Genomic DNA, 25,147 nt, shown 5'->3' with positions numbered 1-25,147 from the left:
GCTCAAAAGCGGTAAGTCGCGCCAATCAGTGGACCGGATTGGTCGAACTTGAAATCGTTTCCGTCGATGTCGTGGTCGAATGAGATATAGCGGTATCCACCGCGGATCAGCCAACGATCATTAATCGCATAGTCGGCTGTCAGCAGAACCTGCCATGTCTCGCTGCCACTGCGGAAGCCGCCATAGTCTACAAACCCAGTTCCTGACCATTTGTCCGAGAACTTGACGCGTGCGCGGGCCCCGATCACGGGATCGGTCCAGCTTGAATCAACCGTTGTTCGACGGCCGGGGGCCGCGCCTGGTTGCAATTCAAAGTCGGTTTCCGTGCTGAACCACCTGAATCCACCGACAATATCCACATTCGCGGTTTGATCCTCGTAGACCCTATAGCCGACATAGCCGCTGAGAAATTGCGTGGTAAAGGATGTGTCCAAGCCTGAGCTGGCAGGGCCGGGAGTGTCACTGCTGAAAGACAGATTGGTATAGTTATAGTCGGCCAACAGGGACCACCGGCCATTTGTGGCGGCAAACGCGGCCATGAAGGCAAAATCGAGATTGTCCAACGCATCGGAAAAACTCAGGGTGCCATCCAGTGTACCCATCGGTGTGCTGAGTGAGGTCTCAGTTTCCGGCATGAAAAGATAGATTGAGGCCTCATATGACCAGTCCGACTGTTGGGCCAAGGCCATTGGTGCCATCGAACCTGCCATTGCGAGGCCAAGCGCCAATCCTGTCCACTTTACTGTCACATCCATTTTCCGTCTCCCGCCAAGAACCTTGAATTGATTTCTATTGTCGCCTCATGCCAACCTAGCCAGGTGCATTGTTCGTTCTTTCATGCTGCCACGTCTTCGGATTTGCCTGCGCCGTCACCGACACGATTGATATCGGTGCTGGGAAAAAACTCGGACCAGACATGCCAGAACACGCCTGCGCGCAGGGTTTCGACCCGTTGTAGTTGGCCCTGATCAGACATTCCCCAAAAGTCACATTGGGTCACGGGGTGACCGCTGTCATTGTACCAAACGCCCAAGCTTTCAAATTTTGGATCGAGGCTGACGACGATATCCCGCCCGCCGACACGCGCGTTGACGATCCAATCGTTGTCGACAACGAAATCGTCGGTCCAGCAGGTGGCATCCTGTCCGATTGTGATCCCCCAGACATAGGTCTTGTTGGGTAATCGGTCATCCGATCGATCCATGTTGTCCATTACAGGAGCGTCCTCCTGATGCTGACGGCCAATGCCCCAGCCGAACGTGATCTCGGTCATCATGTCCAGCAGCCGCAGCAAGGGGTTTGGGGAGGGTTTGTTCAAAAACACCTCGCCTTCCGGGAAAGCCTTTTGAAATCCACGGAAAGTCATCCGATAGGTTGGCCAGGGTGTCATCTGCGCTTCGGGCCGCAGAGGGCACGCGAGACCGTCTGCATTTGTGTCACGATCCGCTTCGCGAAAGCCGTATATGTGCTGGATGGGCTCACCGGTGTCATTATCACGCAGGATCAGGTTGTTGCCGTGCTGGGCGAGAACCTCAAGGTTCAGCCGTTTTCCTTCGATGCTTGGCGCATACCCCTGACCGAGATTGGCCATGGCGCAATAGGTCATCACGACGTCTTCTCCGCCCAGCCCTTTATCATCGCCCGCCAAATGTGGGCGCATGATTTGTGCATCAGGATGGGCGCGGGCATGGCCGTCATTTGCAATCACCATCACGGGGGCAGTCGGCCCGACATATTTGCGGGCCTCGTCGATGGGAAAAAACTGCGCGTCATTTAGCTGATTTCTCAGACCTAGATGAACCCAGACATAGGGAAAGCCATAGAGAAGTAGAACAAGTAAAGCGGCAATGAGCCAAAGCCAGAACGGCCCGGCTCCCAGGGCGAAATGCGCGAGCGTTGCGAGAGCAAATGCGCCCAACCCGATGGCAATCAAGCGGTATTCATTGCGGATGAAACGCACCATATTCTCGCGCTTTACCTTCAACAGCATCTGGGACACGTCGCCCAAATCACGGAAATAGACGAACCCGATCCCAAGTGATCCGATTAAACCCAGTGCGAATAGGAGTAATCCAAGCATGTGATGATCCTAGAAACTTGAGTGAATGACGACGGCGACACCGTGCTATTGCTGCGGGGATTGGCTTTTGATCAGGAAAGCCTCGACCGCTTGTTGGGTTTCGGGGCGCAGGTTCTCGATCCCTTCATAGGGCACGCCATACGCGGGTGGCGTGTCGGGGAATTTCTCTTTGCGGGCCATGTGTCGGCCAAGGATGCGCGCGAATTCCTGCCCGCCCCAGGCGCCAACCTCGGTCGAGACTGAATATTCCTCGCGCGTGTCCCGGTAGAGATCAAAGAACTTTGCAAGAATGGCGCTTTCCCCGGCTCCCGGCAGCTTCAGCTTAAGCTGGTCCTTCACGATCGCCTCGGGTTTGTTCACCGAATAGATGATCACGTGATCTCTGCGCGCTTTGGCTTCGTCCGCAAACAATAGCGCTGCGGATTGATCGACGCCATCCACCAGACGATCTCGCGGGATGTATTGCTCGGCCCCCGCAAAACGTGAAAGCGTTGTATAAAGGTCCGACACGTGAATGATGCTGTTCAGCAAACCATCTGCCTGAATCATCCCCGGCCAGCGAATAAAGGCATCGACCCGAACACCGCCCTCGGTCGTATCCCCTTTGCCACCAGCATATATCATCGGAGTATAGCCCGATTGCGGGGCGTATTTGGTAAAGTGGCCGTTGTCCCCCATAACGATGACGATGGTATTCTCGCTGACCCCCAACTCTGCCATGCTGGCGAACAAATCACCCAGCCATTGATCCAAAAGTTGCATCTTGTCGACATAGAGACCGCCATTCGCGCTTTCGGGACCAGAACGTCCGGCGCGGGTATTATCCAGAGGGATCATCGGCCAATATTGCAGGAAGAAGGGGGTATCGTCGCTGGCAAGACGTTCAAGCTCAGACAAGGTTTTGTCCTGAAAGGCTTGGTTCATCTCATCGTATTTGGCCGCATTCCAGCGCTCCCCTGACTCCATCCGAATTTCGCGAATTGGACCGCCTGTTTCGCCTTCGATGACGGTCATCATCGCTGAGGCGTCCGGCCTGAACCAACCGTCCAGCGTGTATTTGTCATCATAATCTCTGATCGCGACCGAGACCTGCTCTTTGATTGCATCATCATTGAAAATCGTCAGCTGACCCTGCTGGTGAATGGCGTGTTGCGCATAGTCAAAGCCTTGGTTCATCGCCCAACTTTCCGCGATATCCCCCATGTGCCACTTGCCAACATGGCTGGTTGCGTAGCCAACCTGTTTCAGCACTTCGGCCAATGTCACTTCTGCCCCCGGCAGGCCAAAGCCGGCAATATCAACGGTGGTATCTCCCATTCCCATGCGTACAGGCAGCCGCCCTGTCATTTGGGCGACGCGAGTAGGGGTGCAAGAGGGTTCGGTATACATCCGAACCATGCGCATCGCGTCGTCGGAGAAATCGTTGATATTCGGCGTCGAATAACCCCGAACGGCGTTCAACTCGGGTATCCCCATGTCGCCGAATCCCAGATCATCGATCAGAACGCTGATGATGTTCGGTGGCTTACCGTTGTTGCCTTCGCGAAATGCAGCCAGGGCTTCATCCACAGCCATATCATCCTGGGCCCATTGCTCTGCGCGCTGTGCTTGCAAGATATAGAATTCGGCATCGTGTTGGATTGGGTTTTCTTGCGCGAACGTGCTGCGCGCGGCAAGGCCGACGAATAAAACCAATACCCCTGAAATCTTCATTCGATATCCCCCGATCGTGTACTGGGCGGAACGCAAACACTCCTGCCGCTGATTTCACATTAAAACATTATCATATTTAAACAGGAATTTCTGTAGCCTTCACTGCTGCCAGCTGGTGAACACATCGCGAGCCAGTTCAGATTCCGGGCGCAGGTTGTCGATGCCCTCGTAGGGGATGCCGCGCCCGATTTCGGAATGCGGGTGTTTCGCGATCATCTTCTGATGGCGTTTGATCATGTCCTGAAACGACGCTCCGGCCCAAAGTGAGTAACCGACCAAAGGGTGTAGTTCGCGTGGATCACGATAGATGTTGAAGGTCGGGGCCGCCGCTCCGGGTTGGCCGGGCGCGGGCAGGTGCATTTTGAATTCCTGCTTGACCACCGAGCGCAAAACCGGGCCTTCATAGACATATACATAATCGCGGCGACCGTTGCCTTCACCGTTCAGCAGCAGGGCGGTCTGATCGACACCATCGATGATGCGGTCGCGCGGGATATGATCAGTCGCGCCTGCGATCCGAGCCATTGTGGTATAGATATCAGACACATGAAAGATATCTCCGGCGGCGCTGTCAGGCTCGATTACTCCGGGCCAGCGAATGAATGCATCCGTGCGTACGCCACCTTCCAGATGTTGGGTCTTACCGCCACGATAGATCAGTTGATTGAGCCCCGAAGTTCCTTCGTAGTGGTACATCAGTCCATTGTCGGCCATCAAAACCACAATCGTGTTGTCGGCTTCTCCGGTTTCTTCGAGCTTGACCAGCAGGTCACCGATCCAGCCATCCAGTAGTTGCAGTTTGTCAGCATGAAACCCGCCGTTGCGAGAGATCGCGTTCTCGGCATAAACGAAATTCAGCGGGTAGAGCGGCCAATATTGCAGGAAAAACGGTTCTTCCTCGGCTGCGGCACGCTCCAATTGCTCAAGAGCCTGGCGCTGATACCTCTCGTTCATGGCTTCATACTTGGCTTGGGTCCAGACCTCGCCCGGTGACATATCCACCTCTCGAGCGGTGCCGCCTGCTTCTGCCTCGACACCGGTCACCAGCCCGTAGGGTTTGAAACGCTCATCCAGCAGAAACTGATTGTTCTGCCCCTCGGGCACGTATCCAAGCATGTTATTCGCGCGCATCGCCTCGGGGGTCATGAGGCTCAGTTGAACTTGTTGATGCAGGGGGAAGGCGGCCCAATCGAAACCTTGGTTGTGGGGGTAGGCCTGTTCGATATCACCTTGGTGCCACTTGCCGACATGCACGGTGTTGTAGCCAACCTCTTTTAGGATCTCGGGCAGGGTCACCTCGCTGGCTGGAAGGCCTTCGCCTACCAGAGCCACTTTGACTTCTGTCACACCGGCACGCACCGGATGTCGCCCCGTTAGCATTGCCGTGCGGGTCGGCGTGCACGAGGGTTCCGTGTACATTCGCATCAGCGACAAACCTTCGGTGGCGAACTGGTTGATGCTGGGCGTTTCGATGCCCATGACGTAGTTCATCTTGCGATCACCCATCTGACCAAAGCTGATGTCGTCGATCAGGATGTACAGGATATTGGGTGGTTTGCCCCCGTTTGCGTCGCGGATTTCGGCCAGTTTCGCGTCAATCTCAATGTCCTGGGCATCCCAGACCGCGCCGAACTGGGCACGCAGAAATTCGAACTCACCATCGTGAATAATCGGGTTCTGTTGGGCATATGCCGAAGCTGCAGTCAGGATTAGCGCGGGCAAAATGTGTTTCAGGGTCATTTCAAGCCTTTCGTTTTATCCAAATGCCCGGGCGTACCCGGAACGTCTGACAGCTTTGCTTCGATAGAGCTTCGCAAATCAGTAACGGTTTCCGCCAGATCCGCGAGGTACCGAGGGCGAACGCCCGTGTCGGAAAGAGGAGACTGTGCCAGCTCGGTCATCATCTCCTGATAGTCGAGGCAAATGCGGTCGAACTCACTGTCTTGGGCGCGCATGTTTCGCAGCAGAACGGAGGTTCCCGGGAATTGTGCGTCAAAGAAGTCTTCTTCGTCCATCCGCGTTGCCTTCGTGGAAATTGCTCATAAAGCATGCATTCCCTAGAATATGACTTGAACGTATAAAGCCGCATGCTACCGTAGCACCATGGGGTCAAGCCATTGTCATGAAAGGATAGTTCTTGATTTCCCGGGGGGATAACAAACAACGTGACACAGCGCTTTCTTTCTCGGATGAGGAGGTGCGAAGTGCTCTTGAGCGGGTATTGAACTCAGGTGGCTTCAAAGGATCTGCCCGAATGCGGGCCTTTCTTAGCTATGTCGTGACCGAAGCGCTTGCGGGCCGCACGGATGAGATCCGGGCCAAGACCATTGCCATGGATGTTTATGGCTACAGCGCCGACGACTTGACCAAGCGGGAAGGGGTTGTGCGCGTTGATGCGGGTCGTGTCAGGCGAAAGCTAAAAGCTTACTACGGAGGTGATGGCGCAACTGATCCCGTGGTGATTTCACTGCCTGTCGGTAGCTATGCACCCGAATTTACACTGGGGAGTTCGCGAGCCCAGAACCCACAGGGCATTCGGCGAAGAGCGTTGGTCATCGCGTTCTTTCTGGCTTTGATTGGCTTAGGCATCTGGGTATCAGGCTATTACTCAAAGAATGAGCCTCGCAGCGCTGTGGGCCGAGGGCAAAGCGCGATTTATGACGTATCTCCCGCCCGGGTAGAAGCGATAAACCTTTGCAGTGCTGGCCGCGATGTGATGTTCCCCGTCGTTGACCTATCGCGCCTGCAACCCGCTTTGCTGATTTTTGAGACGGCGATTGAGCGAGATCCACTGTTTTTCTGCGGCTATGCCGGAGCGGCACAGGTCGAGACCATGCTGGCCATTTTGTTGTTCTTTGAACCGGATGCAGAAAAGTATTTGAAGTCTGCCGATGAAAAAAGCGCCCATGCGATGGATATCGTACCTGATGAGGCCTGGGCGCTCTCGGCGCGGGCCTGGCTGGAATTTGCACTGGGCAATTACGATCGGGCATCGGCCCTGTCTCGCAGAGCCGTAGATCTGGCCCCCACCGATCCGCATGTCGCTGAGTTCGATGCACTTATTTCACTCTATACTCTGAATTTCGAGCGGATCCTGGCGCAATCTGAATGGTATGAAGAGCTCGCGGAACGCAGCGGCGGGCTTGTCTTTGGCAATGTACTAGGGTCTGCGCATTTTCATACCGGAGACTATGCAGCGGCGATCCGAACTTACGAGGACACGATCGAGCGCGGAGGACCATTTGGGCCGATTTCAGCGGCCTATCTGATGGCCGCACATTGGAACAATGGCGAACAAGTCGAGGCACGGCGTCTCGCCAATGTTTACCAGAAAACTTGGCCTGGTTTTCCGCTGGAGGCCCTGAAGCGCCGCGTATTCAAAGAGTCGCAACCGGTTGATGCGCTTATTGCAGGCGTGAGGGCAGCGGGAGTCCCGTTGATCGACGGCGAGACCGCCCGCGAAAGTGATTGACTGGCAGGGTCTTATTCGTCCTGTGCGACCAGACCCAAACCGCGCAGATAGATTCCAATTCCGCTCTCCAGAAGGTCTTCAGGCGGGAAGGGGGAACTTGCGCCGGTATTGCGTGCGAAAAGTTCGACAACACCATGGCTCATGGCCCAGATATGGGCGCTGAACATCGAAGCGGGCGGACGCTTCTCCGGCGGAATATGCTGCGACAGATCGCTGGCGGCCTTTTCAAGCACGTTTTTGGCCCGGTTCGCGGCCAGCGCCAGTTCCGGTGTACGATTGATTGAAATCCCGCTTTCGAACATCGCAATATAATAGCCGGGGTGCTTGCGGGCAAAGGCCAGATAGGCGCGGCCCGTGGCCTCAAACGCCGCAAGTGCCGAGGGTTGCCCTTTGTCATAGGCAAATTGCATCAGGTCGGCGAACATCTCAAACCCCTGCCGGGCAGCCTCGGCGATCAGGTCCTCACGCCCTTCGAAATGCCGATAGACGGCTGCGGGAGTGACCCCAGCAGTCTTTGCGGCCTCTGACAATGTAAAACCGGTCGGTCCCTTCTGTTCGATCAGGGACAAGGCGGCCTCCATCAAGGCTTGCTTTAGGTTTCCGTGGTGATATCCGCGTTTCGTCATCCCGGCCTCAGGCGCGTTTTATTGTATATATGCAGCGGCCAGGGCCTAATCCAGCGTAGGCTGAGCAGAGTGTTGCAATTAGCTTATGCATCCCAGATTTCCGGACCACCACTGATCTTTTCATCCGGCATGCCCACCACTTCCAGGTTTTTGCCTTCGTAGTCCAGTTGGCTTAGCACGGTGCGAATGGCTGCCAACCGGGCGCGTTTCTTGTCATCTGATCGAATGATCGTCCAAGGGCAGTTTTCGGAATGGCTTCGTGTAAGGGTTTCGGTAATCGACTGGCTGTATTCGTCCCATTTGTGTAGGCCTGCGATGTCGATCGGGCTGAGTTTCCACTGCTTCAGAGGGTCGGTTTCGCGGGCAAGAAAGCGGTTAAGCTGCTCGGCGCGCCCGACATTCAGCCAGAACTTGAAGATATGTATGCCATCATTGCTAAAACCGGTTTCTAAGGGGAGGACCTGCCTAAAAAACCGTTCACGCTCTTCCGTCGTGCAGAAGCCAAAGACATTTTCGACAACGCCCCGATTATACCAACTGCGATCAAAAAACACGATTTCACCGGCCGATGGGAGATGAGAGATATAGCGTTGGAAATACCATTGGCTGCGTTCTGCGTCCGAGGGTTTGCTGAGCGCCACGTTCCGCGCGCCCCTCGGGTTCAAATTCTCGCGGAACCGTTTGATGGTTCCGCCTTTGCCAGCGGCGTCACGGCCCTCGAACAGGATAGCGATGCGCTGGTCATTCTCTTTGACCCATCGCTGCATCTTGACCAGCTCAATCTGCAGACCTTCCATCTGCTGATCGTATTCCTTGCCTTTAAGCTTTTTGGAGTAGGGGTAGGTCGGGTTCAGAATTTCACCCTTCTTGGCCTCTTCAATAGCCGAGCGTATGGGTTTTGGGGCGTGGTTGTGAAAATAGTTCTCGATAGTGTCCGGGTCTGATTGGGTCATGCACGGCCTCGCCATAAAATCCATATCTTACTATGAATTACGGATGGACTTAACGCAAACCCGCGCGCTCGGCTGCGCGGTCGATTGCGGCGGCAACCTCTGGGGCGGCCACAACCTGCGGCATGTGTCCTATGCCGTCCAATTCGATCAGCTCAGCGCCAGGGATTTGTTCGATCAGGCGCTCGGAATGCCAGCCCAGCCCGACAGTCGTATCCGCGGTACCGTGGACAATTTCGGTTGGCACGGAGATCTCGCCATAGCGGGGTTGAAGCTCGGTGATTTCATCCAGCAGATTGGCACGCTGTTTGGCATTTGCGTGCATTGAAGACTGGCGCATGGTCAAGCCCGGCCCGAAATGCTCGGCATATCCTTCGGGGGCTTTTTGCGGTGCAAACACCTGGTCCAACGCCTTCGTAACAAACCAGTCAGGAACAAATGCGCTGACCAAAGGCAAAGCAAGGGCGTTGCCCGCTGTCGTCGCACCAATAGTGTTGAACGCGTCCAGAGGTGTTTCCCACGGGATCGCCGCCGGAGCGATCAGGACCAAAGCTGCGATGTTGTCGGGCCGGGTGACAGCCCAGGCAAGCGAAACCGAACCGCCATAGCTTTGCCCGGCGACGATCGGTTTATCTGCGCCTAGTTTCGATGCGGCCCTTTGTAGGATTTCCGCTTGTTCGACAATGGTTTCTCCGTCGGAGTTAAAGCTATCTGAATATCCAAGACCCGGGCGGTCAAAGACGATGACGCGATAGGTCTCGGCCAGAATTGGGGCCAGCGCAAAAGTCATGTCGCGCGTATTTCCACTGGATCCGTGGATCAGCACCACATCCGGCCCTTCTCCCATCACGACGGCATGAACTGCAACACCATCGACATCGACGATCTGGCCTTCTGGCGGAAACGAAGCCTCGGCGCTGCTTTCACGCTGCGCGCTGCGCCATGCGGTCACAAGAGCGAGACCCAAAAGCGCAACGCTGAGTGATATCAAAAGCTTACTGGCCAATTTTACTCATATCAAACGGGGTTGTCTGGTAAATTTCATTGATCCAGTTACCATAAAGCAGATGCGCGTGACTGCGCCACCTGTTCTGAGGGTTCTGGCTTGGATCATCGTCGGGATAGTAGTTGATAGGCACATTAATCGGCGTGTTATTTGCGATGTCCCGGTCATATTCCTGTTTGAGCGTATCGCTGTCATACTCAAAGTGATTGAAGATATAGAGCGCCCGATGCACGGGATCTTCGATCAGGCAGGGGCCGACATCATCACTGCCAAGCAAAGTGATCAGATCAGGAACCGCATCGATCTCGTATTGCCGCATCTCGGTCCAGCGGCTGACGGGTATCACGCAATCATCAGAAAAACCACGCAAAAATGGAGACGCGGGTGCTAGGTTCCGGTGCCGGAAGCAGCCAAAGGCCTTCGCATCCAGCATGTGTTTTTCAACGTCGTGGAAATGGTTGATCATCGCCATACCACCCCAGCATACGCCGAATGTGGAATGCACATTGGTCTGGGTCCACTCAAACACTTCGCGGATTTCATCCCAATAGGTGACGTCAGCGAAATCCAGATGTTCGATTGGTGCACCGGTTATGATCAGGCCGTCGAACTTCTGGTCCTTCACCTCCTGAAAAGGATGGTAGAACTCGGCCATATGCTCGGCGGCGGTATTCTTGGTCTGATGTTCCGTCATGCGGATCAGCGATAGCTCGATCTGCAGCGGGGTCGCTCCGATCAGGCGTGCGAACTGGTTTTCGGTCTGTATCTTCTTTGGCATCAGGTTCAAAAGCCCGATCCGAAGTGGGCGAATATCCTGCCGTGCGGCCTGATCATCAGCCATGACCATGACGCCCTCATTTGTCAGGACTTCAAAGGCGGGCAGGTCAGAGGGGATTTTGATCGGCATTTGGTCACGCTGTTGAAACTGCGAAGGAAGTCTGGAACTTAGGCGGGGTTGGGGCGGGTCTCAAGGGTGCGTTCGATCAACTCATCGAAATCGCCACTATCCCGCACTTTGGCGATGTCATCGGCTGCTATTGTAACGCCCCAATTTCGGGCCATCGCTTCATAGCGTGGCTGCCGGTGCGCCAGCGCTTGCGCATAGGTCCAGCGGATGAATGCATCCGGATCAACCTTGGTGCCGGAACACTTGTTGAGGGCGAGGTATTCGTCCCAAACCCGCTGCAGGAACTCGGCCTTATAGGACATAGGCTTTGGTGCCTTGTCGAAGCGTTTGATCAGTTCTTCAGTGTGGGCTTCATCGCCCTTGATCCAGATCATCAGGGTCTGGCGCGACAATTCGGTCAGAATGTGGTCATTTGGATTTTCAGGCTCTACCCATTCGCAGATTGACCCGCCGGTATCGCAGATAAAGTGTGGATAGCTATAAAGACGATTGGCCCGGTCTATGAAATACTTGGTATCCAACAGGGCATGGATTTCGGCCTGCCGAAACTGGTCTTGCCGCAGCTGATATTCCGAGATTTCAAGGCCGCCCAGATCGGGATTGCCCGGCTTGCCCAGATAAGTCGACACCGGGGTCAGGTTTTGAAACGTGATGTTCGATCCGATATATATTGAATCCGACAGCAAAAGCTCGCGGAGAAAGGGTACTTTCATCGCCTCAGCCTTGGCATTGTCCGCGATATGTTCGCCCATATAGCGGGTGCCGATGCGGTAATCGATTGAATAGTGGAACCAGTCCCCGGCATCTCGCAGCGTGTTTGAGACATAGGATTTTCCCAACCCGGACATACCGAAGAACAACACCTTCTTTCGCGCAGCCTGACGCCAGTCCGTTGCCGAGTTGTAGATCATAATCCGCCGTCCCTTGTTTTGCCCTAGCTAAAACGGGCCGCTGGCGGCGTCAATCGCGTCGGCGAGATCGGCTGAGGATGAGCAAGCCGATCGCCAGTACCGTAAAACCGATAAAAGCACGTGGTGGCAAAGCTTCATCGCGTACCAAAGCACCCATTAGTATTGCGATTGGCGGAATGATGAGCGTTACGAGCAGAACATTGCCGCTGCCTGCTTGTTGCAGTACGCGATAATACAGCAGATACGCCCCGGCCGTAGCGAGCAGGGCGTAATAGGCGATTGCCAGCCAGGTTTGCAGGGGCAGGGTGAAGGTCGGAACTCCATCGACCAACAACATAACAGGCGTCATCAGGATCGCAGATCCGGTCAACATACCTGCCGCGGCGATCTGAGGTGGAAGTGTGCTCATGTGGATGCGAGCCCAGATGGCTGCAAACGCATAAGAAAGCGTCCCAGCCAGGATCGCAACCTGACCCAGGTTGCTTGGGTTTAGGTTGCTAAACTGTCTGAGGCCAATTGTGATTGAAACGCCCAGAAACCCAAGCCCTACGCCAAGGAGGCGGGTTTTGGTCAGCCTCTCGTCCCGAAAAAACAAGGCCGCCAGAAGGACGCCAAAGATCGCGGTGGCAGCGTTCAGAATCGATGTCAGCCCAGTTTCGACATAGAGCTGCCCCCAGGCCATAAGCGAGAATGGCAGGACATTGTTCAACAGCCCCATTATCAGAAAAATACCCCAGACCTTCGGATCGCTCGGGACCGGTTGGCGTTGAAAGATGATGACGATCCACAACGCCAGCGCTGCCCAAAAAACCCTGTGGAAAACTGATGTTATGACGGGAATCGTATCAAGTGCGATTCGGATCGCAAGGAATGACATTCCCCAAATGACACCAAGCAGTATCAATTCGGACCAAGTGCGAGCTGTGAGTGTTTTCTGAGAAGTCATGGCTTGTTCTGGCATCTCTCAATCAGCATATCGACCCGGAACATGCGAAAAAGCCCCACCGAGATGGCGGGGCTTAATATGCACATTTGCATCTGCTTTAGTTCAGCGCGTAAGTCACCTGAATACCAACGCTCCATGCGCTGTTGCCAGTGAACGTGGCACGGTTATCGGGGCCAGTACCGTTGGCAGTGGCATCCCCAATATCCGTATAGCGTACACCACCGGAAATCTTGGCCTTTTCAAGAGAGTAAGTGCCGCCCAGGCCGATACTCCAGAACCCATCCGTCGGGCCTAGGTTCGAGACCGAGTTCCCCTGAGAGCTCTCGTAACCCAGCGTTACCGCGCCAGAGAATTCTTCGCTGAACTGATAGCCGAGACCCAGTGAGTAGGTCCATGTCGCCTCTTCGTAGTCGACCAGGTTAATACCTGTCAGACCAGTATAGACCGGCGGTGCGTACACGGTTTGCGGCCAGTCAACCCAACGGATCGAACCAAACAACAGCGTTTTTGGCGCGACACCTGTCTGGAAATCGAGATTGACCGATTGAGGCGTCACAACCTCGGTCGATGAATCAGCGCTGACGCGACCCACGACGGGTATGCCGGGTGGAACAATTCCAGTGATGGCATCGTTCGCTTCGGTCTGCGACAGATCATGTGTGATTTTCGAGTTATAGGTCAGAGCGACCCGTGCGGCGATATCTGGCCGTTCCCAAGCAACACCGACAACGTAACCGAAATCGATCTCGGCATCGGTTTCAACGCGGTATCCCCCGGACGCGAATGGTGTTGTGCTTGCACCAGCGATCGGAACTGAAACACTTGCTTTCAGACGCTGGGCGCGGAGACCACCGATAACACTGAAGCCACCATCCAATTTGTAGCGAAGCAAAGCCGTGATCGCATCGGTATCTGCTTTTGCGCGAAGCACGTCAGTTGTTGCTCCGGGAAGACCTGCCAGAGCCAAGACATTCTGCGACAAGGGATAATCCGAAGAATAGTCGATATCCGCGCCAAACGGCTCGTCATAAACCAGCGCGAAGTCGAGCTTTTCGGTCAAAGAAGTCTTGTATGCCAGATGCGGCGTGAAAAAGCTGTTCGAGACATTGCCCGAGTCAATCGTTTCCCCAAACGTCGGGCTGGTCGGGATTTGATCCTCCATCGATCCGCTTACGTCCGGCTTTGTATACCCAAGCCGAAACTGCACGACAGATCCCTCTTCGAAAAGGATGTTAACACCTTGCCCACTTCGGTCTAGGCCGCCGGCCTGCGCCGCGGTTGCCCCAATGCACAACGCGCATGTGTGCAACAACACTCGTTTCATATATTCCTCCCTACACTGTCCAAATTGCCTGTTATACGCATCCTCATTGGGCGTATTCGGCCTCGTTACCGCTTTTTACTGTCTTAAACTTTAAAATTGGGTCAACCGGTGACGGAGCGTTATTCAGCAAAATAGCTCTATGCGGGTGTTGCTGAATTGCTACGGTTCTCGGACCAAACGTTCAGGAAAATCCCGGCAAAGATCACCGCGGCCCCCAGAAGCGTCCAGTGATCCAGCGGCTCGTGATAAAGGACCATCCCGAGGATCGCGATGGTCGGAAGGCGTGCAAAATCAAACGGCACGACCACGGTCGCAGGCGCGATGGCCAGGGCATTGGTAATACAGTAGTGGGCCAATAGGCCTGCCAAGCCGACAAGCAAAAGAAGCGGCGCAGTCGTTAAGGTTGGAAGTGTTATTTGCCCATCCAGACCTGATGCAACCAGACCCAAACCGGCCTGCATCAAAGTAAGCCAGAACATAATGCATCCGATGCTGGCTGTGCGCGTTAAGGACTTGGTCGATATTGCTGTTAACGCGAAGAAAATCGCAGATGCGGCCGCAGCAATAACGCCGGGACTAAGTGTGGCGGCCCCTGGGCGGGCCACAATGAGAATCCCGGCAAATCCGATCAGGGCTGCGGTCAGACGCAAAGCGGTCAACCTCTCGTGCAGCAGCAGTGGGGACAGCAGGATCACCCAGATGGGCTGAGTGAATTCGAGTGCAAAGACCTGGGCCAACGGGATCACCGTTACTGCATAGAACCACAGGTTCTGCCCGGTGAAATGCAACACGTTCCGAATACCATGCAAACCAAGACGTTTGGTGGTTACCTGATGCCATTTGCGTGAAGCCGAGATGACGATTGCCACCACGCAGATACCAACTAGGCTGCGATAGAACATGATCTCAAAGGTGTCGTGTGTCACGCTCAGCTCGCGACCGGCAATGGCCATCGATGTGAATGAGGCGATCGCCCCTGTCATCCACAGCGCCGCCTTACCGATCTGCATTTTATTGCTGTTCATGAGATCTCTTACATGTGCCGTGGTGCAACGGGCTGAATAGATTGCGTTTTACCCGATGAAGCAAGGCTAAATGTAAGTCTGGCCGTCTATGATCGCTTTGGGTGAGCGGCTTAGATGATGCCAGTATTCTGACGCGAACCCGCAAATAAAAGGGGTTCTTAGCCGTTCGGCGTGCTGGCACTGATACTCAGGTGGTTGGCAGAGCTTTGCTGACCGAATCGTCGTTCAACACGTATCGAGCACCGGTATGAGGGCAGGTAACCTCACCACGACCAGTGAGAGGTAAATCCAACTGCTCGCCATATTCGCTCATCCAGCCAATCTGTTTTGCAGCGACGCCCACCATCAGTGCGTATGGCTTCACGTCAGCATTAACAACGGCACCTGCGCCGATAAACGCGTATTCTCCGATTGTGGCACCGTAAACGATCGTGCAATTGGCGCCCAGCGTGGCCCCTTTCTTTACCAGAGTATTGCGGTATTCGGCCTTTCGTTCGATCAATGAACGCGGGTTGTACACATTCGTGAACACCATGCTCGGCCCACAGAATACGCCGTCTTCCAGCGTGGTGTTGTCATAGTTCAAAACGTTGTTCTGAATTTTTTGCAATCGTCGCCAATTATGACCTTGTTCCCAACGAATACATTCTGCCCAAGTGAAACATTTCGGCCCAGCTTGGCGCCTCCGCAGATGTGCACCCAATGCCAGATTCGGCAGCCATCTCCGATCTGCGCGCCTTCATCGACGATTGCCGTTTCATGTACCGAGTAGTTGCTCATCGAATTGTCCTTCTCCCGTCAAATGCGGTGCATTTCAGCACTGCCGAGGGGGAATAATCATTCCCATTCAATCGTTCCGGGAGGTTTCGAGGTGATGTCGTAAGTGCATCGGTTGATGCCCTTGACTTCGTTGATGATACGCGTGGCGGTTTCACCGAGGAATTCGTGGCTGAACGGATAGTAGTCCGCTGTCATGCCATCGACGGATGTGACCGCGCGGAGGGCGCAGGCATAATCGTATGTTCGTCCATCCCCCATTACTCCGACCGTGCGCACCGGAAGAATGGCGACAAAGGCCTGCCAAATCTCATCATACAGACCATGTTTGCGAATCTGGTCGATATATATGGCATCGGCTTCGCGTAGGATCTCAAGCTTTTCGCGAGTTATCTCACCCGGGCAGCGAATGGCAAGGCCGGGGCCGGGGAAGGGGTGGCGACCGATGAAGCTGTCGGGCAGGCCCAACTCTCGGCCCAACGCGCGGACCTCGTCCTTGAAGAGTTCACGCAGAGGCTCGACCAGCTTCAAACCCATCTTTTCAGGCAGGCCACCCACATTGTGATGCGATTTGATGGTCACAGATGGACCGCCCGAAAACGACACGGATTCAATCACATCTGGATACAGGGTGCCCTGTGCCAAGAACTCGGCGCCGTCGATTGTGTCGGCGTGTTTCTGGAACACGTCGATGAACAGCTTGCCGATAATCTTGCGCTTGGTCTCAGGATCGGATTGACCATCAAGTTCACCCAGGAACAGTTCACTTTCGTCCGCGTGGATCAACTGGATGTTGTAATTGTCGCGGAACATGCCGACGACTTCGGCAGCTTCGTTCTTGCGTAGCAGCCCATGGTCGACAAACACGCAGGTCAGCTGATCGCCAATCGCCTCATGTATCAGGATCGCCGCAACCGAGCTGTCGACACCGCCAGACAAGCCACAAATGACTTTTTTGTCCCCGACCTGTTCGCGGATCTTGCGGATCATCTCGTCCCGATAAGCCCCCATGGTCCAATCGCCCTTGAACCCTGCCAGTTTGACAAAATTCTCATAGAGCTTTGCACCCTTGGGTGTGTGATGAACCTCGGGGTGAAATTGCACCGCATAGAAATGACGCGAGGCGTCGGCCGTGATGGCATACGGCGCGTTGGGTGAAGTGCCGAACACCTCAAAACCCGGAGCGATTTCGCTTACATGATCGCCGTGGCTCATCCAGACCTGCTCGTCACCTTCGGCGAACCAGCCATCGAGGATATCAAGCCGATTATTCGGAGTAACAAATGCGCGGCCAAATTCTGCGGTGCCGTGCCCGCTTTCAACCTTGCCGCCCAGTTGATGCATCATCACCTGCTGACCATAGCAGATGCCCAGGATCGGCACGCCGTAGTCAAAAATCTCTTGCGGGGCGCGGGGTGAACCCTCGCGCGTAACACTGTCAGGGCCGCCCGAAAAAATGACGGCCTTGGGCGCCATCTCTCGCACGAAATCCATCGTGACGTTCTGGTAGGGGTGGATTTCGCAATAGACGTTCAGTTCGCGCAAGCGGCGGGCAATAAGCTGCGTCACCTGGCTGCCGAAGTCGATGATCAAAAGGCGGTCATGGCTGTCTTGGGTCATGATTGGCTATTAGGTCGCAAGCCTTGCTTGTGCAAGCGTAATGACGTCAATTCAGCGAGGAGGCTGATACATGACCACCATAAAACTCAGAACTGCCGAACGAAGCGACGCCAAGTCGATACAAGTTTGTATCGCAAGCGCTTATGCCGATGCGATGAGAGACATTGCCGATCTGCCGGATGTTACGTCTGGTATCGAGGAAGAGATCGCAGAGCATCAGGTCGTCATTGCTGAAGTGGACGGTACATTTTTTGGTGTCATCATATTTGATCAACAGGCCGAGGCTATGATGATATTCAATCTCGCCGTTTCGCCAGAGGCTCAGGGCAAGGGTATTGCGCGGCAACTGCTTGCAGTTGCTGAAGCTAAGGCCGTTGAGGCCGGGCTTTCAGTCCTGCGCTTGCGGACACATCGGCTGATGCGTGCAACCCGCGAAATGTACACTCATCTGGGGTGGGTTGAGGTCGAGGTGTCAGGAAACACTGTCGTTATGCAGAAAAAGGCAAAGTAGTAACCGACAGACATATGTCGCAGCGGCCCGCGGTTCATGTCGCTTTTACCTCTAGAGCGCCGTAAACTACCTGTGGCGAAGTTTGCCGTTCATGTAACACATCTACCAAACCAACCAATCACGGGATTTACTCAATGGCAGAGGCAAACACCCGGCGCAGGGCACGGGGTGGCGGTGGTGCCGCCCGTCGTGCCGAGCGTACGGCGGTCAAGATCGAAACCGCGAAATATATCGAACGCAATATCCCCAATTTCGAGGTCCTCAACGAAGAGGCGCTGGAGATTATCGAAACCAATGCGGAAACCGTATTGGCTGAGATTGGCGTCAATTTCGTAGACAATCCGGCAGCGCTTGAGCGCTGGAAAGACGCGGGTGCAGATGTGGATGGTGAGCGCGTCCGCCTGCCGCGCGGCCTGGCACGTGAGCTGATCAAGACCGCCCCTAGCGAATTTACCCAGCACGCCCGCAATCCTGAGAAATCGGTAGTCATCGGCGGCCGCAATATGGTTCTGGCTCCGGTCTATGGTCCTCCGTTCGTACGCGATGCGCAAGGCGGACGTCGTTACGCGACAATGGACGATTTCAACAAGTTCGTGAAGCTGGCCTACATGTCCAAGTGGCTGCACCATTCGGGCGGTACGGTCTGCGAACCGACAGATATTCCGGTAAACAAGCGCCATTTGGACATGCTGATGGCGCATATGACACTGTCCGACAAACCGTTCATGGGTTCGGTCACTGATCCTAGCCGGGCGCAGGATTCGATCGAGATGTGCGAGATTCTGTTCGGCAAAGAGTTCGTGCAGAACAACACCGTGATGACATCGTTGACCAACATCAACTCGCCGATGACCTTTGACGACGTGATGATGGGTTCTCTGGAAGTTTATGCCGCAAACAATCAGGCCTGCATTATTTCGCCGTTCATCGTTGGTGGTGCTATGGCACCGGTTTCGGTCGCGGGCACGCTGACGCAGGTTCTGGCCGAGGTCATGGCAGGTGTAGCATATAGCCAGATCATCCGTCCGGGTGCTCCTGCGATCTTTGGGGCGTTCGTATCGTCGATCGACATGAATTCAGGAGCGCCGACCTTTGGCACCCCAGAGGCTTCGCACGTCACTTATGGTGCGGGTCAGTTGGCGCGCCGACTGGGTTTGCCATATCGCTCTGCGGGTTCGTTCTGTGGTTCAAAATTGCCGGATGCGCAAGCTGCGTATGAGACCGCGAACTCGTTGAACATGGGCCTTATGTCGGGTGTGAATTTCATGCTGCATTCCTGCGGTTGGCTCGAAGGCGGCTTGGTGGCGGATTTCGAGAAATTCGTCATGGATGCCGATCAGTTGGGCGTCTTGCACGGATTGGCCAAAGGTGTGGCCTATGATGAGAATGCACAGGCGATGGACGCCATCCGCGAAGTCGGTCCCGGAGGTCACTATTTGGGTTGTGCCCATACGCAAGCCAACTTCAAGGAAGCGTTCTGGAAAACCGATCTCTTGGATTACAAGCCGTTTGAGACCTGGGAAGAAGAAGGCGCCCGCGATACACGGACGCTGGCTTCGGCACGGGTTGAGCATCTGTTGGCGAACTACCAGCAGCCGCAGCTTGACCCTGATGTAAAGGCGGCGCTCGACGCATATGTTGCCGAAAAGAAAGCATCGATGCCGGACGCGTTCACCTGATTACTGATACTGCGTTGCGCGACTGGCCTGATACAGTTGCGCTTCGCCATTCAATGCAATCAGCAGATCAAGATGGCGAACCAGTGAATAGGCCGCGTCTTCTTCGATGCGCTGCGCGTTAATCTCACGCTCCAATTCCAGCAAACGGATCAACGCTGCTCCAGTGGCCGGCGTTGATCCATACCCAAGAAGCCGTTGCAGGTGGCGGTCGCGATTATAGTCCTGCGCCCCGATCTTGGCGGCACGGGCCAGTAGTCGCGGGCGGCGGAGTGTGGTGATCATGGTCATCAGGTCCTGCACGGCAGCTTTCCTTCTTTTTCAATTTCGCTGTTTGAAATGTGACACAACCTAAGCGGGTGTTGCCTTGTGCGGGATCACCCCGAACTATGGTTTCACCACTGTTTATCTTTTTGAATCAATTCTGCTCTGTGCCGTCTGCGATTAACGAACGAGTAACGAAAGCAACTCTAGTTAGATTTGGTTAACTAAGAATCCGACGGCTAAAACTGTCAGTTTGTTTTGTCGACGAGGGCGAAGAAATATGGAAAACAGCGTGGCATTCACTGTTCCGGCATGGGTTCCCGAAGGGGCGCAACGATATCTGGACCATACGGAGTCAGGGCGATCTATTCGGGATATCGCACGGTCCGCAGGGTGCCATGCCTCGACCATTCTGCGTCAGATCCGCAGGGTTGAGATGCGCAGGGACGATCCTTTGGTGGATGCAGCTCTGCATTCTCTGGCCCAGTCACACTTTGCGCCGATGGAGCGCACAGGTTCTGCATTTGCAATCGTGACGTCTGAGGCAGGACGGCCCGAAACCCAAGACGACGAATTCGAGCGCGAGTCGCTGCGTGTACTGAGGCGCATGTGTGAATCCGGTGCCGTGCTTGCCGTGGCCGAGGATATGGACAAGGCTGTTGTGGTTCGGGACAACGGCAAAGGAGGAACTACCAAAACAGCAGTTGTAGATTGCCGGATCGCGCAGGCACTGGCGCTGAATGATTGGATTTCATGCGATAGTCCGGGTCGGATCTCGCGCTACCGGATTTCAACCTCGGGCAGGGCTGCACTAAGTCATTTGATTGCCGAGGCCGAAAACCGGGCGCGTACGCAGAATGAATTTGGCATGGCGGAAGCGCAGGCCGCATTCAAACCCGCAACTGCGGGTGCAAGGGCGCCATCACAGCCTCGCGTCCGTTACAGCACTGTGGAAAGCCCGCTGATCGCTTTGGCGCGCCGCCGCGACCGGGATGGCAAGCCGTTTCTGGATGAAACTCTGGTGAGCGCGGGCGAGCGCTTGCGTGAGGATTTCGAACTGGCGCAGATCGGACCTCAGGTCACACAGAATTGGGATCGCTTTCTGACAGGCGGTGGACGCGGTGACTTTGCCTCGGACAGCCATGTGGGGCGAGGACCTTCTGGTGCCAGGGATCGTGTGGCCCGCGCGCTGTCTGACCTTGGGCCGGGTTTGAGCGACGTCGCGCTGCGCTGTTGTTGTTATCTAGAAGGGCTTGAGCTGGCTGAAAAGCGGATGGGCTGGTCTGCGCGATCAGGCAAGATCGTGCTGCGGATCGCGTTGCAAAGGCTGAAGCGCCACTACGAGGACCAGACCGAGCGGGATCGGATGATCGGCTGAACGATTCATGCAGCCATATACCGGCCTTGCGGAAATGACCCCAAATGATAGTCAGGGGTTATGAATTTCACCTTCCGCCAGCTGCAATATTTCCAGGCCGTCGCCGAACAGCGTAACTTTGGCCGTGCCGCGCAGGTCTGCCATGTGTCGCAGCCTGCGCTTTCGGTTCAAATCAAGTCACTGGAAGACTCGATCGGTGGGCCGTTGTTCGAACGGCAGGCCCGCGACATCCTGTTGACACCACTTGGACGAGACGTATTGGACTATGCCCAACATGTCCTGAACGCGGCCGAACGGTTGGATCGATTTGCGCGCGACCATTCGGGTGGCCATAGGTCCCTGTCGATCGGGATTATTCCTACGGTTGCGCCATATTTGCTACCGGGGGTACTGGCCGGGTTGCGGGCTGCGGATGTCTCGTTGCGGGTTCAGATTCGTGAGGCTCGGACCGAGCGGCTGCTATCCATGTTGGGCTTGGGCGAAATAGATGCCGCCGTACTGGCGCTGCCCCTGGGAAATGGAACTTTCCACGAAGAGCCACTGTTCGAAGATCGGTTCTTGCTGGCAGGAAGTCAGACTCGCATGAATCGATTGACCATCAGCCCGGAAGAGTTGCGGCCTGTGGACTTGAAGACAGCGCAATTGATGCTGTTGGAAGACGGGCACTGCCTGACAGATCAGGCGCTAGAAGTTTGCGGTCAGGATCGTACCAGCGGCCAAATTAATATGGGTGCGTCCTCACTTGCCACGTTGTCGCGTTTGGTCGCCGAAGGGTTTGGCCTGACGTTAATGCCTGAACTTGCGGCGCAGGCCGAGACGGATGCAGTCCCTGGTCTGCGATTGTTGCGATTTGGTGCGCCGCAACCGGCGAGGACCATTGGCCTGGTGCGTCGCAGCTCGACTGGAGCGGAGGAGTGGTTCGATCGATTGGCGCAAGTAATCCGGCAGGTCGGTGAAGACGTGGTAGCTAAAACTCGAACCTAACGAAAAAGGCCCGCCGAAATGGCGGGCCTTTCAAAGTAGTGCATGACAGGATTATGCCAGCGCCGGTTCGCGGGCTTCGTCCAGATGCTTCATTAGGTTTTCTGGGGACGACACGCCGTAAGGGTCTTCGGGGCAGTTATCCATCAGGCCGGGCTCTTCGAACCATGCCTCCACAACGCCATCGTTGACGATGGCTGCGTAACGCCACGAGCGCATGCCAAAGCCCAGATTGTCCTTGTCGACCAGCATACCCATTTTACGCGTGAACTCACCGGACCCATCAGGAATGACCTTGACGTTTTCCAGACCCTGATCGGCGGCCCATTTGTTCATGACAAAGCTGTCGTTGACGGACATGCAGTAGATTGCATCGATGCCCTTGGCCGCAAAATCGCCGTGGCCTTTTTCGAAACCAGGCAATTGATAGGTCGAGCATGTCGGGGTGAATGCGCCGGGCAGCGAGAACAGGATAACGCGCTTGCCTGCAAAATAATCCGCAGTTGTCTTGCCTTCCCAACGGAACGGGTTGGGGCCTTCGACGGCCTCATCGCGGACACGGGTGTGGAAGGTTACGTCAGGTAGTTTTGCACCGGTTTTCATCATCAAACTCCTGTGATTCACATATGTTTGCCGCGAGAGTTAAAATGATTCTAACTCGGCTTCAATGATATATGTGCTGCAATAGCATAATATCTTTGATGGCGATAAAGCATTATAAGTAATGCGTAAAATTATGTTCATGGTCACTTTCGCTGCGCGCGCGTAGACGTGCCGCATAGCGGCTATGCGCCGCTGGTGTAACCAAATGAGTCGGTCTATGTTATGAACAAAGAAAATTGACCCAAAGTCAGGAAAGCCAGCCGTGCGTGATCTGAAAATACCCGAGCAAAGACACCCCGAAAAGGCACATCGACCTGACAATGCGGCTCCGCGCAAACCGAACTGGATTCGGGTCAAAGCGCCGGGTGGCAAGGGCTATGCCGAGACGAATAAGATCATGCGTGACAACAATCTGGTCACCGTCTGCGAAGAAGCCGGATGCCCGAATGTGGGTGAGTGCTGGAGCCAGGGTCACGCGACCATGATGATCATGGGCGAGATTTGCACGCGCGGCTGTACATTCTGCAACATCGCGACCGGTAAGCCGGATACTCTGGATGCATTTGAACCGGGTCGCGTGGCGCATGCGGTGCAGAAGCTGGGCTTGAACCATGTGGTCATCACATCCGTGGACCGGGATGACCTGCAGGATGGAGGGGCTGACCATTTCGCCCAAACCATACGCGCAGTACGCCACCGCTCGCCCAAGACTACGATCGAGATTCTGACGCCGGATTTCCTGAAATGCGATCCCTCGGTGCTTGAGATTGTTGTCGAGGCCAAGCCAGATGTGTTCAATCACAATCTTGAAACGGTGCCGGGCCTATATCCTCAGGTGCGCCCCGGTGCGCGATATTTCCACTCATTGCGCTTACTGCAGCGGGTCAAAGAAATGGACCCGTCCATTTTCACCAAATCCGGCATAATGGTCGGACTGGGCGAGGACGAGCAGCAAGTTCGTCAGGTCATGGATGACATGCGCGCGGCGGATATCGATTTTCTGACTATCGGCCAGTATCTGCAGCCAACACCCAAGCATCATGGCATTGACCGCTTTGTTACACCCGAAGAGTTTGCGGCCTATGAAAAAGCTGCGTTCGGCAAAGGTTTCCTTATGGTCTCGGCAACTCCTTTGACCCGGTCGTCTTACCATGCGGGCGATGATTTCGCCCGTTTGCGCGAAGCTCGACAAAAGAAGTTGAACCAGAGGTGAAACCCGAACTTCAATCCTGGCTTACCGAAAAGCGCCATGAACTGCATCAAGTGCCTGAGATATCGGGCGAGGAACGTGGAACCGCGACGAGTATCTCGAACTTGCTTCAGGCGTGTGATCCCGATGCGGTTCTGACAGGTATTGGTGGCCACGGTGTCGCCGCGGTTTATGATAGCGGACAGCCCGGACCAACCATCGGAATCCGGTGTGAATTGGACGGTTTACCGATCCAGGAAATCTCAAGTGCCCGATACGCGTCGCAACATCCCGGAAAGGGGCATCTTTGCGGGCATGATGGCCATATGGCGATGGTGCTTGGTGTTGCCTTTGTATTGGGGGACAAGCGTCCGACCAATGGGCGGGTGGTTCTGATTTTTCAACCCGCCGAAGAAACCGGTCAAGGTGCGATTGCCTATCGTGCTGATCCCAAGTTTGCGGATATCGCTCCGGACTATGTGTTTTCTTTGCACAATTTGCCGGGTTTGGAATTGGGCGGGGTTGAGCTTTGCTCGGGTCCGGCGAATTGCGCCTCGCGTGGGATGCGAATTGTTTTGACGGGCAAAACCTCTCACGCGGCGGCCCCTCAGGATGGAGTGTCGCCAGCCGGTGCGTTGGCAGAGCTTATGCCTGCTTTGGCCATTCTGGGGCAGGGTGGGGCGCTGGATGCAGAATATGCGCTGACAACGGTAACCCATGCTAGGCTGGGTGAGGCCACTTTTGGTATCGCACCTGGTCAGGCCGAACTGTGGGTGACCCTGCGCACGGTCTCGGACAGCCGGATGGCAAGCCTGATCCGCGACGCAGAACAGCTGGTGGCTACACGTGCTCAGGCACAGGGATTAGGTGTTGAAATCACCTATGACGATGTGTTTGAGGCTTGCACAAATTCGGGTGAAGCCGTGCAGATCCTGTCAGAGGCCTGCCAAAGCCGCGACATCCCTTGCAAGCTGGTTGCGACCCCACAAAGGTTTTCGGAAGATTTCGGGCAGTTCGGAAAAGGCGCAAAAAGCGCCATGTTCTGGCTAGGCGCGGGGCGGGATCATCCGCAGCTACACAACCCTGACTATGATTTCCCGGATGCTTTGATCCCGATCGGGACAGATATTTTTCTGGCTGCTATCGAACAAACGCTCAAGGCCTGAGTTTTCTGGGCTGGCTTTCTGC

Annotated in this window: 23 protein-coding genes and 1 pseudogene; 7 read left to right on the top strand and 17 right to left on the bottom strand. The window is 55.2% G+C overall.

Annotated elements, in window-relative coordinates; translation table 11 throughout:
• Positions 1-2: 2 nt before the first annotated feature.
• The 5 genes from ACR0NM_RS06385 to ACR0NM_RS06365 form a co-directional block, all read right to left on the bottom strand.
• Positions 3-755: an outer membrane protein gene (locus tag ACR0NM_RS06385; protein WP_255612112.1), complete on the bottom strand. Its 753-nt coding sequence runs from the start codon at positions 753-755 to the stop codon at positions 3-5.
• 80 nt (positions 756-835) lie between these two features.
• A complete protein-coding gene (locus ACR0NM_RS06380) occupies positions 836-2,080 on the bottom strand; it encodes a DUF3179 domain-containing (seleno)protein (RefSeq protein ID WP_480613671.1) in 1,245 nt (414 codons plus the stop codon).
• A gap of 45 nt (positions 2,081-2,125) precedes the next feature.
• Positions 2,126-3,793: a sulfatase-like hydrolase/transferase gene (locus ACR0NM_RS06375; protein ID WP_170421294.1), complete on the bottom strand. Its 1,668-nt coding sequence runs from the start codon at positions 3,791-3,793 to the stop codon at positions 2,126-2,128.
• A 99-nt stretch (positions 3,794-3,892) separates the two neighbouring features.
• Positions 3,893-5,533 carry a sulfatase-like hydrolase/transferase gene (locus ACR0NM_RS06370; protein ID WP_480613669.1) on the bottom strand — a complete coding sequence of 547 codons (1,641 nt, stop codon included), beginning with the start codon at positions 5,531-5,533 and terminating at the stop codon, positions 3,893-3,895.
• Positions 5,530-5,808 (bottom strand): hypothetical protein, encoded by a 279-nt coding sequence (locus ACR0NM_RS06365; RefSeq protein WP_170421299.1) that lies wholly within the window; start codon positions 5,806-5,808, stop codon positions 5,530-5,532. Before ACR0NM_RS06365 ends, ACR0NM_RS06370 begins: the two co-directional genes overlap by 4 nt.
• Before the next feature lie 239 nt (positions 5,809-6,047).
• Between ACR0NM_RS06365 and ACR0NM_RS06360 the strand changes: the two genes are divergently transcribed.
• Complete coding sequence (locus ACR0NM_RS06360) at positions 6,048-7,265, top strand: tetratricopeptide repeat protein (protein ID WP_480613667.1); 1,218 nt, start codon at positions 6,048-6,050, stop codon at positions 7,263-7,265.
• A gap of 11 nt (positions 7,266-7,276) precedes the next feature.
• Here ACR0NM_RS06360 and ACR0NM_RS06355 read toward each other — a convergent pair whose 3' ends face one another.
• The 10 genes and pseudogenes from ACR0NM_RS06355 to guaA form a co-directional block, all read right to left on the bottom strand.
• Positions 7,277-7,891: a TetR/AcrR family transcriptional regulator gene (locus ACR0NM_RS06355; RefSeq protein WP_170393260.1), complete on the bottom strand. Its 615-nt coding sequence runs from the start codon at positions 7,889-7,891 to the stop codon at positions 7,277-7,279.
• 83 nt (positions 7,892-7,974) lie between these two features.
• Entirely contained in the window at positions 7,975-8,844 is an 870-nt protein-coding gene (gene ppk2, locus ACR0NM_RS06350) for a polyphosphate kinase 2 (RefSeq protein WP_170393259.1), read from the bottom strand.
• Positions 8,845-8,893: 49 nt separating this feature from the next.
• Positions 8,894-9,847 carry an alpha/beta fold hydrolase gene (locus tag ACR0NM_RS06345; RefSeq protein ID WP_480613665.1) on the bottom strand — a complete coding sequence of 318 codons (954 nt, stop codon included), beginning with the start codon at positions 9,845-9,847 and terminating at the stop codon, positions 8,894-8,896.
• The gene (metA, locus tag ACR0NM_RS06340) at positions 9,837-10,754 is read right to left on the bottom strand and encodes a homoserine O-acetyltransferase MetA (RefSeq protein WP_170393257.1); all 918 of its coding nucleotides are present in this window, start codon (positions 10,752-10,754) and stop codon (positions 9,837-9,839) included. Before metA ends, ACR0NM_RS06345 begins: the two co-directional genes overlap by 11 nt.
• Before the next feature lie 38 nt (positions 10,755-10,792).
• On the bottom strand, positions 10,793-11,665 hold the full coding sequence (locus ACR0NM_RS06335; protein WP_170610378.1) for an ATPase: 873 nt from the start codon (positions 11,663-11,665) through the stop codon (positions 10,793-10,795).
• A gap of 49 nt (positions 11,666-11,714) precedes the next feature.
• Complete coding sequence (locus tag ACR0NM_RS06330; RefSeq protein WP_170393704.1) at positions 11,715-12,611, bottom strand: DMT family transporter; 897 nt, start codon at positions 12,609-12,611, stop codon at positions 11,715-11,717.
• Positions 12,612-12,708: 97 nt separating this feature from the next.
• Positions 12,709-13,935, bottom strand: coding sequence for an OmpP1/FadL family transporter (locus tag ACR0NM_RS06325; RefSeq protein ID WP_170393255.1), 1,227 nt, complete (start codon positions 13,933-13,935; stop codon positions 12,709-12,711).
• Positions 13,936-14,072: 137 nt separating this feature from the next.
• On the bottom strand, positions 14,073-14,960 hold the full coding sequence (locus tag ACR0NM_RS06320) for a DMT family transporter (RefSeq protein ID WP_480613663.1): 888 nt from the start codon (positions 14,958-14,960) through the stop codon (positions 14,073-14,075).
• 187 nt (positions 14,961-15,147) lie between these two features.
• Positions 15,148-15,740 (bottom strand): annotated as a pseudogene (locus tag ACR0NM_RS06315) (acyltransferase).
• Between the two features lie 57 nt (positions 15,741-15,797).
• Positions 15,798-17,357, bottom strand: coding sequence for a glutamine-hydrolyzing GMP synthase (gene guaA / locus ACR0NM_RS06310; protein WP_170421311.1), 1,560 nt, complete (start codon positions 17,355-17,357; stop codon positions 15,798-15,800).
• Positions 17,358-17,427: 70 nt separating this feature from the next.
• Between guaA and ACR0NM_RS06305 the strand changes: the two genes are divergently transcribed.
• Together ACR0NM_RS06305 and ACR0NM_RS06300 are read left to right on the top strand one after the other, a co-directional pair.
• The gene (locus ACR0NM_RS06305; protein ID WP_170562949.1) at positions 17,428-17,868 is read left to right on the top strand and encodes a GNAT family N-acetyltransferase; all 441 of its coding nucleotides are present in this window, start codon (positions 17,428-17,430) and stop codon (positions 17,866-17,868) included.
• 134 nt (positions 17,869-18,002) lie between these two features.
• A complete protein-coding gene (locus tag ACR0NM_RS06300; RefSeq protein ID WP_170393250.1) occupies positions 18,003-19,547 on the top strand; it encodes a trimethylamine methyltransferase family protein in 1,545 nt (514 codons plus the stop codon).
• Here the strand turns inward: ACR0NM_RS06300 and ACR0NM_RS06295 are convergent, their stop codons facing one another.
• Positions 19,548-19,847 carry a DUF6477 family protein gene (locus ACR0NM_RS06295; protein WP_170510243.1) on the bottom strand — a complete coding sequence of 100 codons (300 nt, stop codon included), beginning with the start codon at positions 19,845-19,847 and terminating at the stop codon, positions 19,548-19,550.
• 241 nt (positions 19,848-20,088) lie between these two features.
• Here ACR0NM_RS06295 and ACR0NM_RS06290 point away from each other — a divergent pair, with 241 nt between their 5' ends.
• Together ACR0NM_RS06290 and ACR0NM_RS06285 are read left to right on the top strand one after the other, a co-directional pair.
• Complete coding sequence (locus ACR0NM_RS06290; protein ID WP_480613660.1) at positions 20,089-21,186, top strand: DUF6456 domain-containing protein; 1,098 nt, start codon at positions 20,089-20,091, stop codon at positions 21,184-21,186.
• Between the two features lie 60 nt (positions 21,187-21,246).
• Positions 21,247-22,170 carry a hydrogen peroxide-inducible genes activator gene (locus tag ACR0NM_RS06285; protein WP_170405404.1) on the top strand — a complete coding sequence of 308 codons (924 nt, stop codon included), beginning with the start codon at positions 21,247-21,249 and terminating at the stop codon, positions 22,168-22,170.
• Between the two features lie 51 nt (positions 22,171-22,221).
• On the opposite strand, the gene ACR0NM_RS06280 is transcribed toward ACR0NM_RS06285, so the two are convergent.
• Positions 22,222-22,770, bottom strand: coding sequence for a redoxin family protein (locus tag ACR0NM_RS06280; RefSeq protein WP_480613658.1), 549 nt, complete (start codon positions 22,768-22,770; stop codon positions 22,222-22,224).
• Between the two features lie 262 nt (positions 22,771-23,032).
• Between ACR0NM_RS06280 and lipA the strand changes: the two genes are divergently transcribed.
• The gene (gene lipA, locus ACR0NM_RS06275; protein WP_480613656.1) at positions 23,033-23,983 is read left to right on the top strand and encodes a lipoyl synthase; all 951 of its coding nucleotides are present in this window, start codon (positions 23,033-23,035) and stop codon (positions 23,981-23,983) included.
• Complete coding sequence (locus ACR0NM_RS06270) at positions 23,980-25,125, top strand: amidohydrolase (protein WP_170562937.1); 1,146 nt, start codon at positions 23,980-23,982, stop codon at positions 25,123-25,125. Before lipA ends, ACR0NM_RS06270 begins: the two co-directional genes overlap by 4 nt.
• The last annotated feature ends 22 nt before the right edge of the window (positions 25,126-25,147 follow it).

It is taken from the genome of Ruegeria sp. AF2 (genome assembly GCF_056542025.1).
The sequence above is the reverse complement of the archived record's forward strand: the minus strand, read 5'-3'. Positions and strand labels throughout refer to the sequence as shown.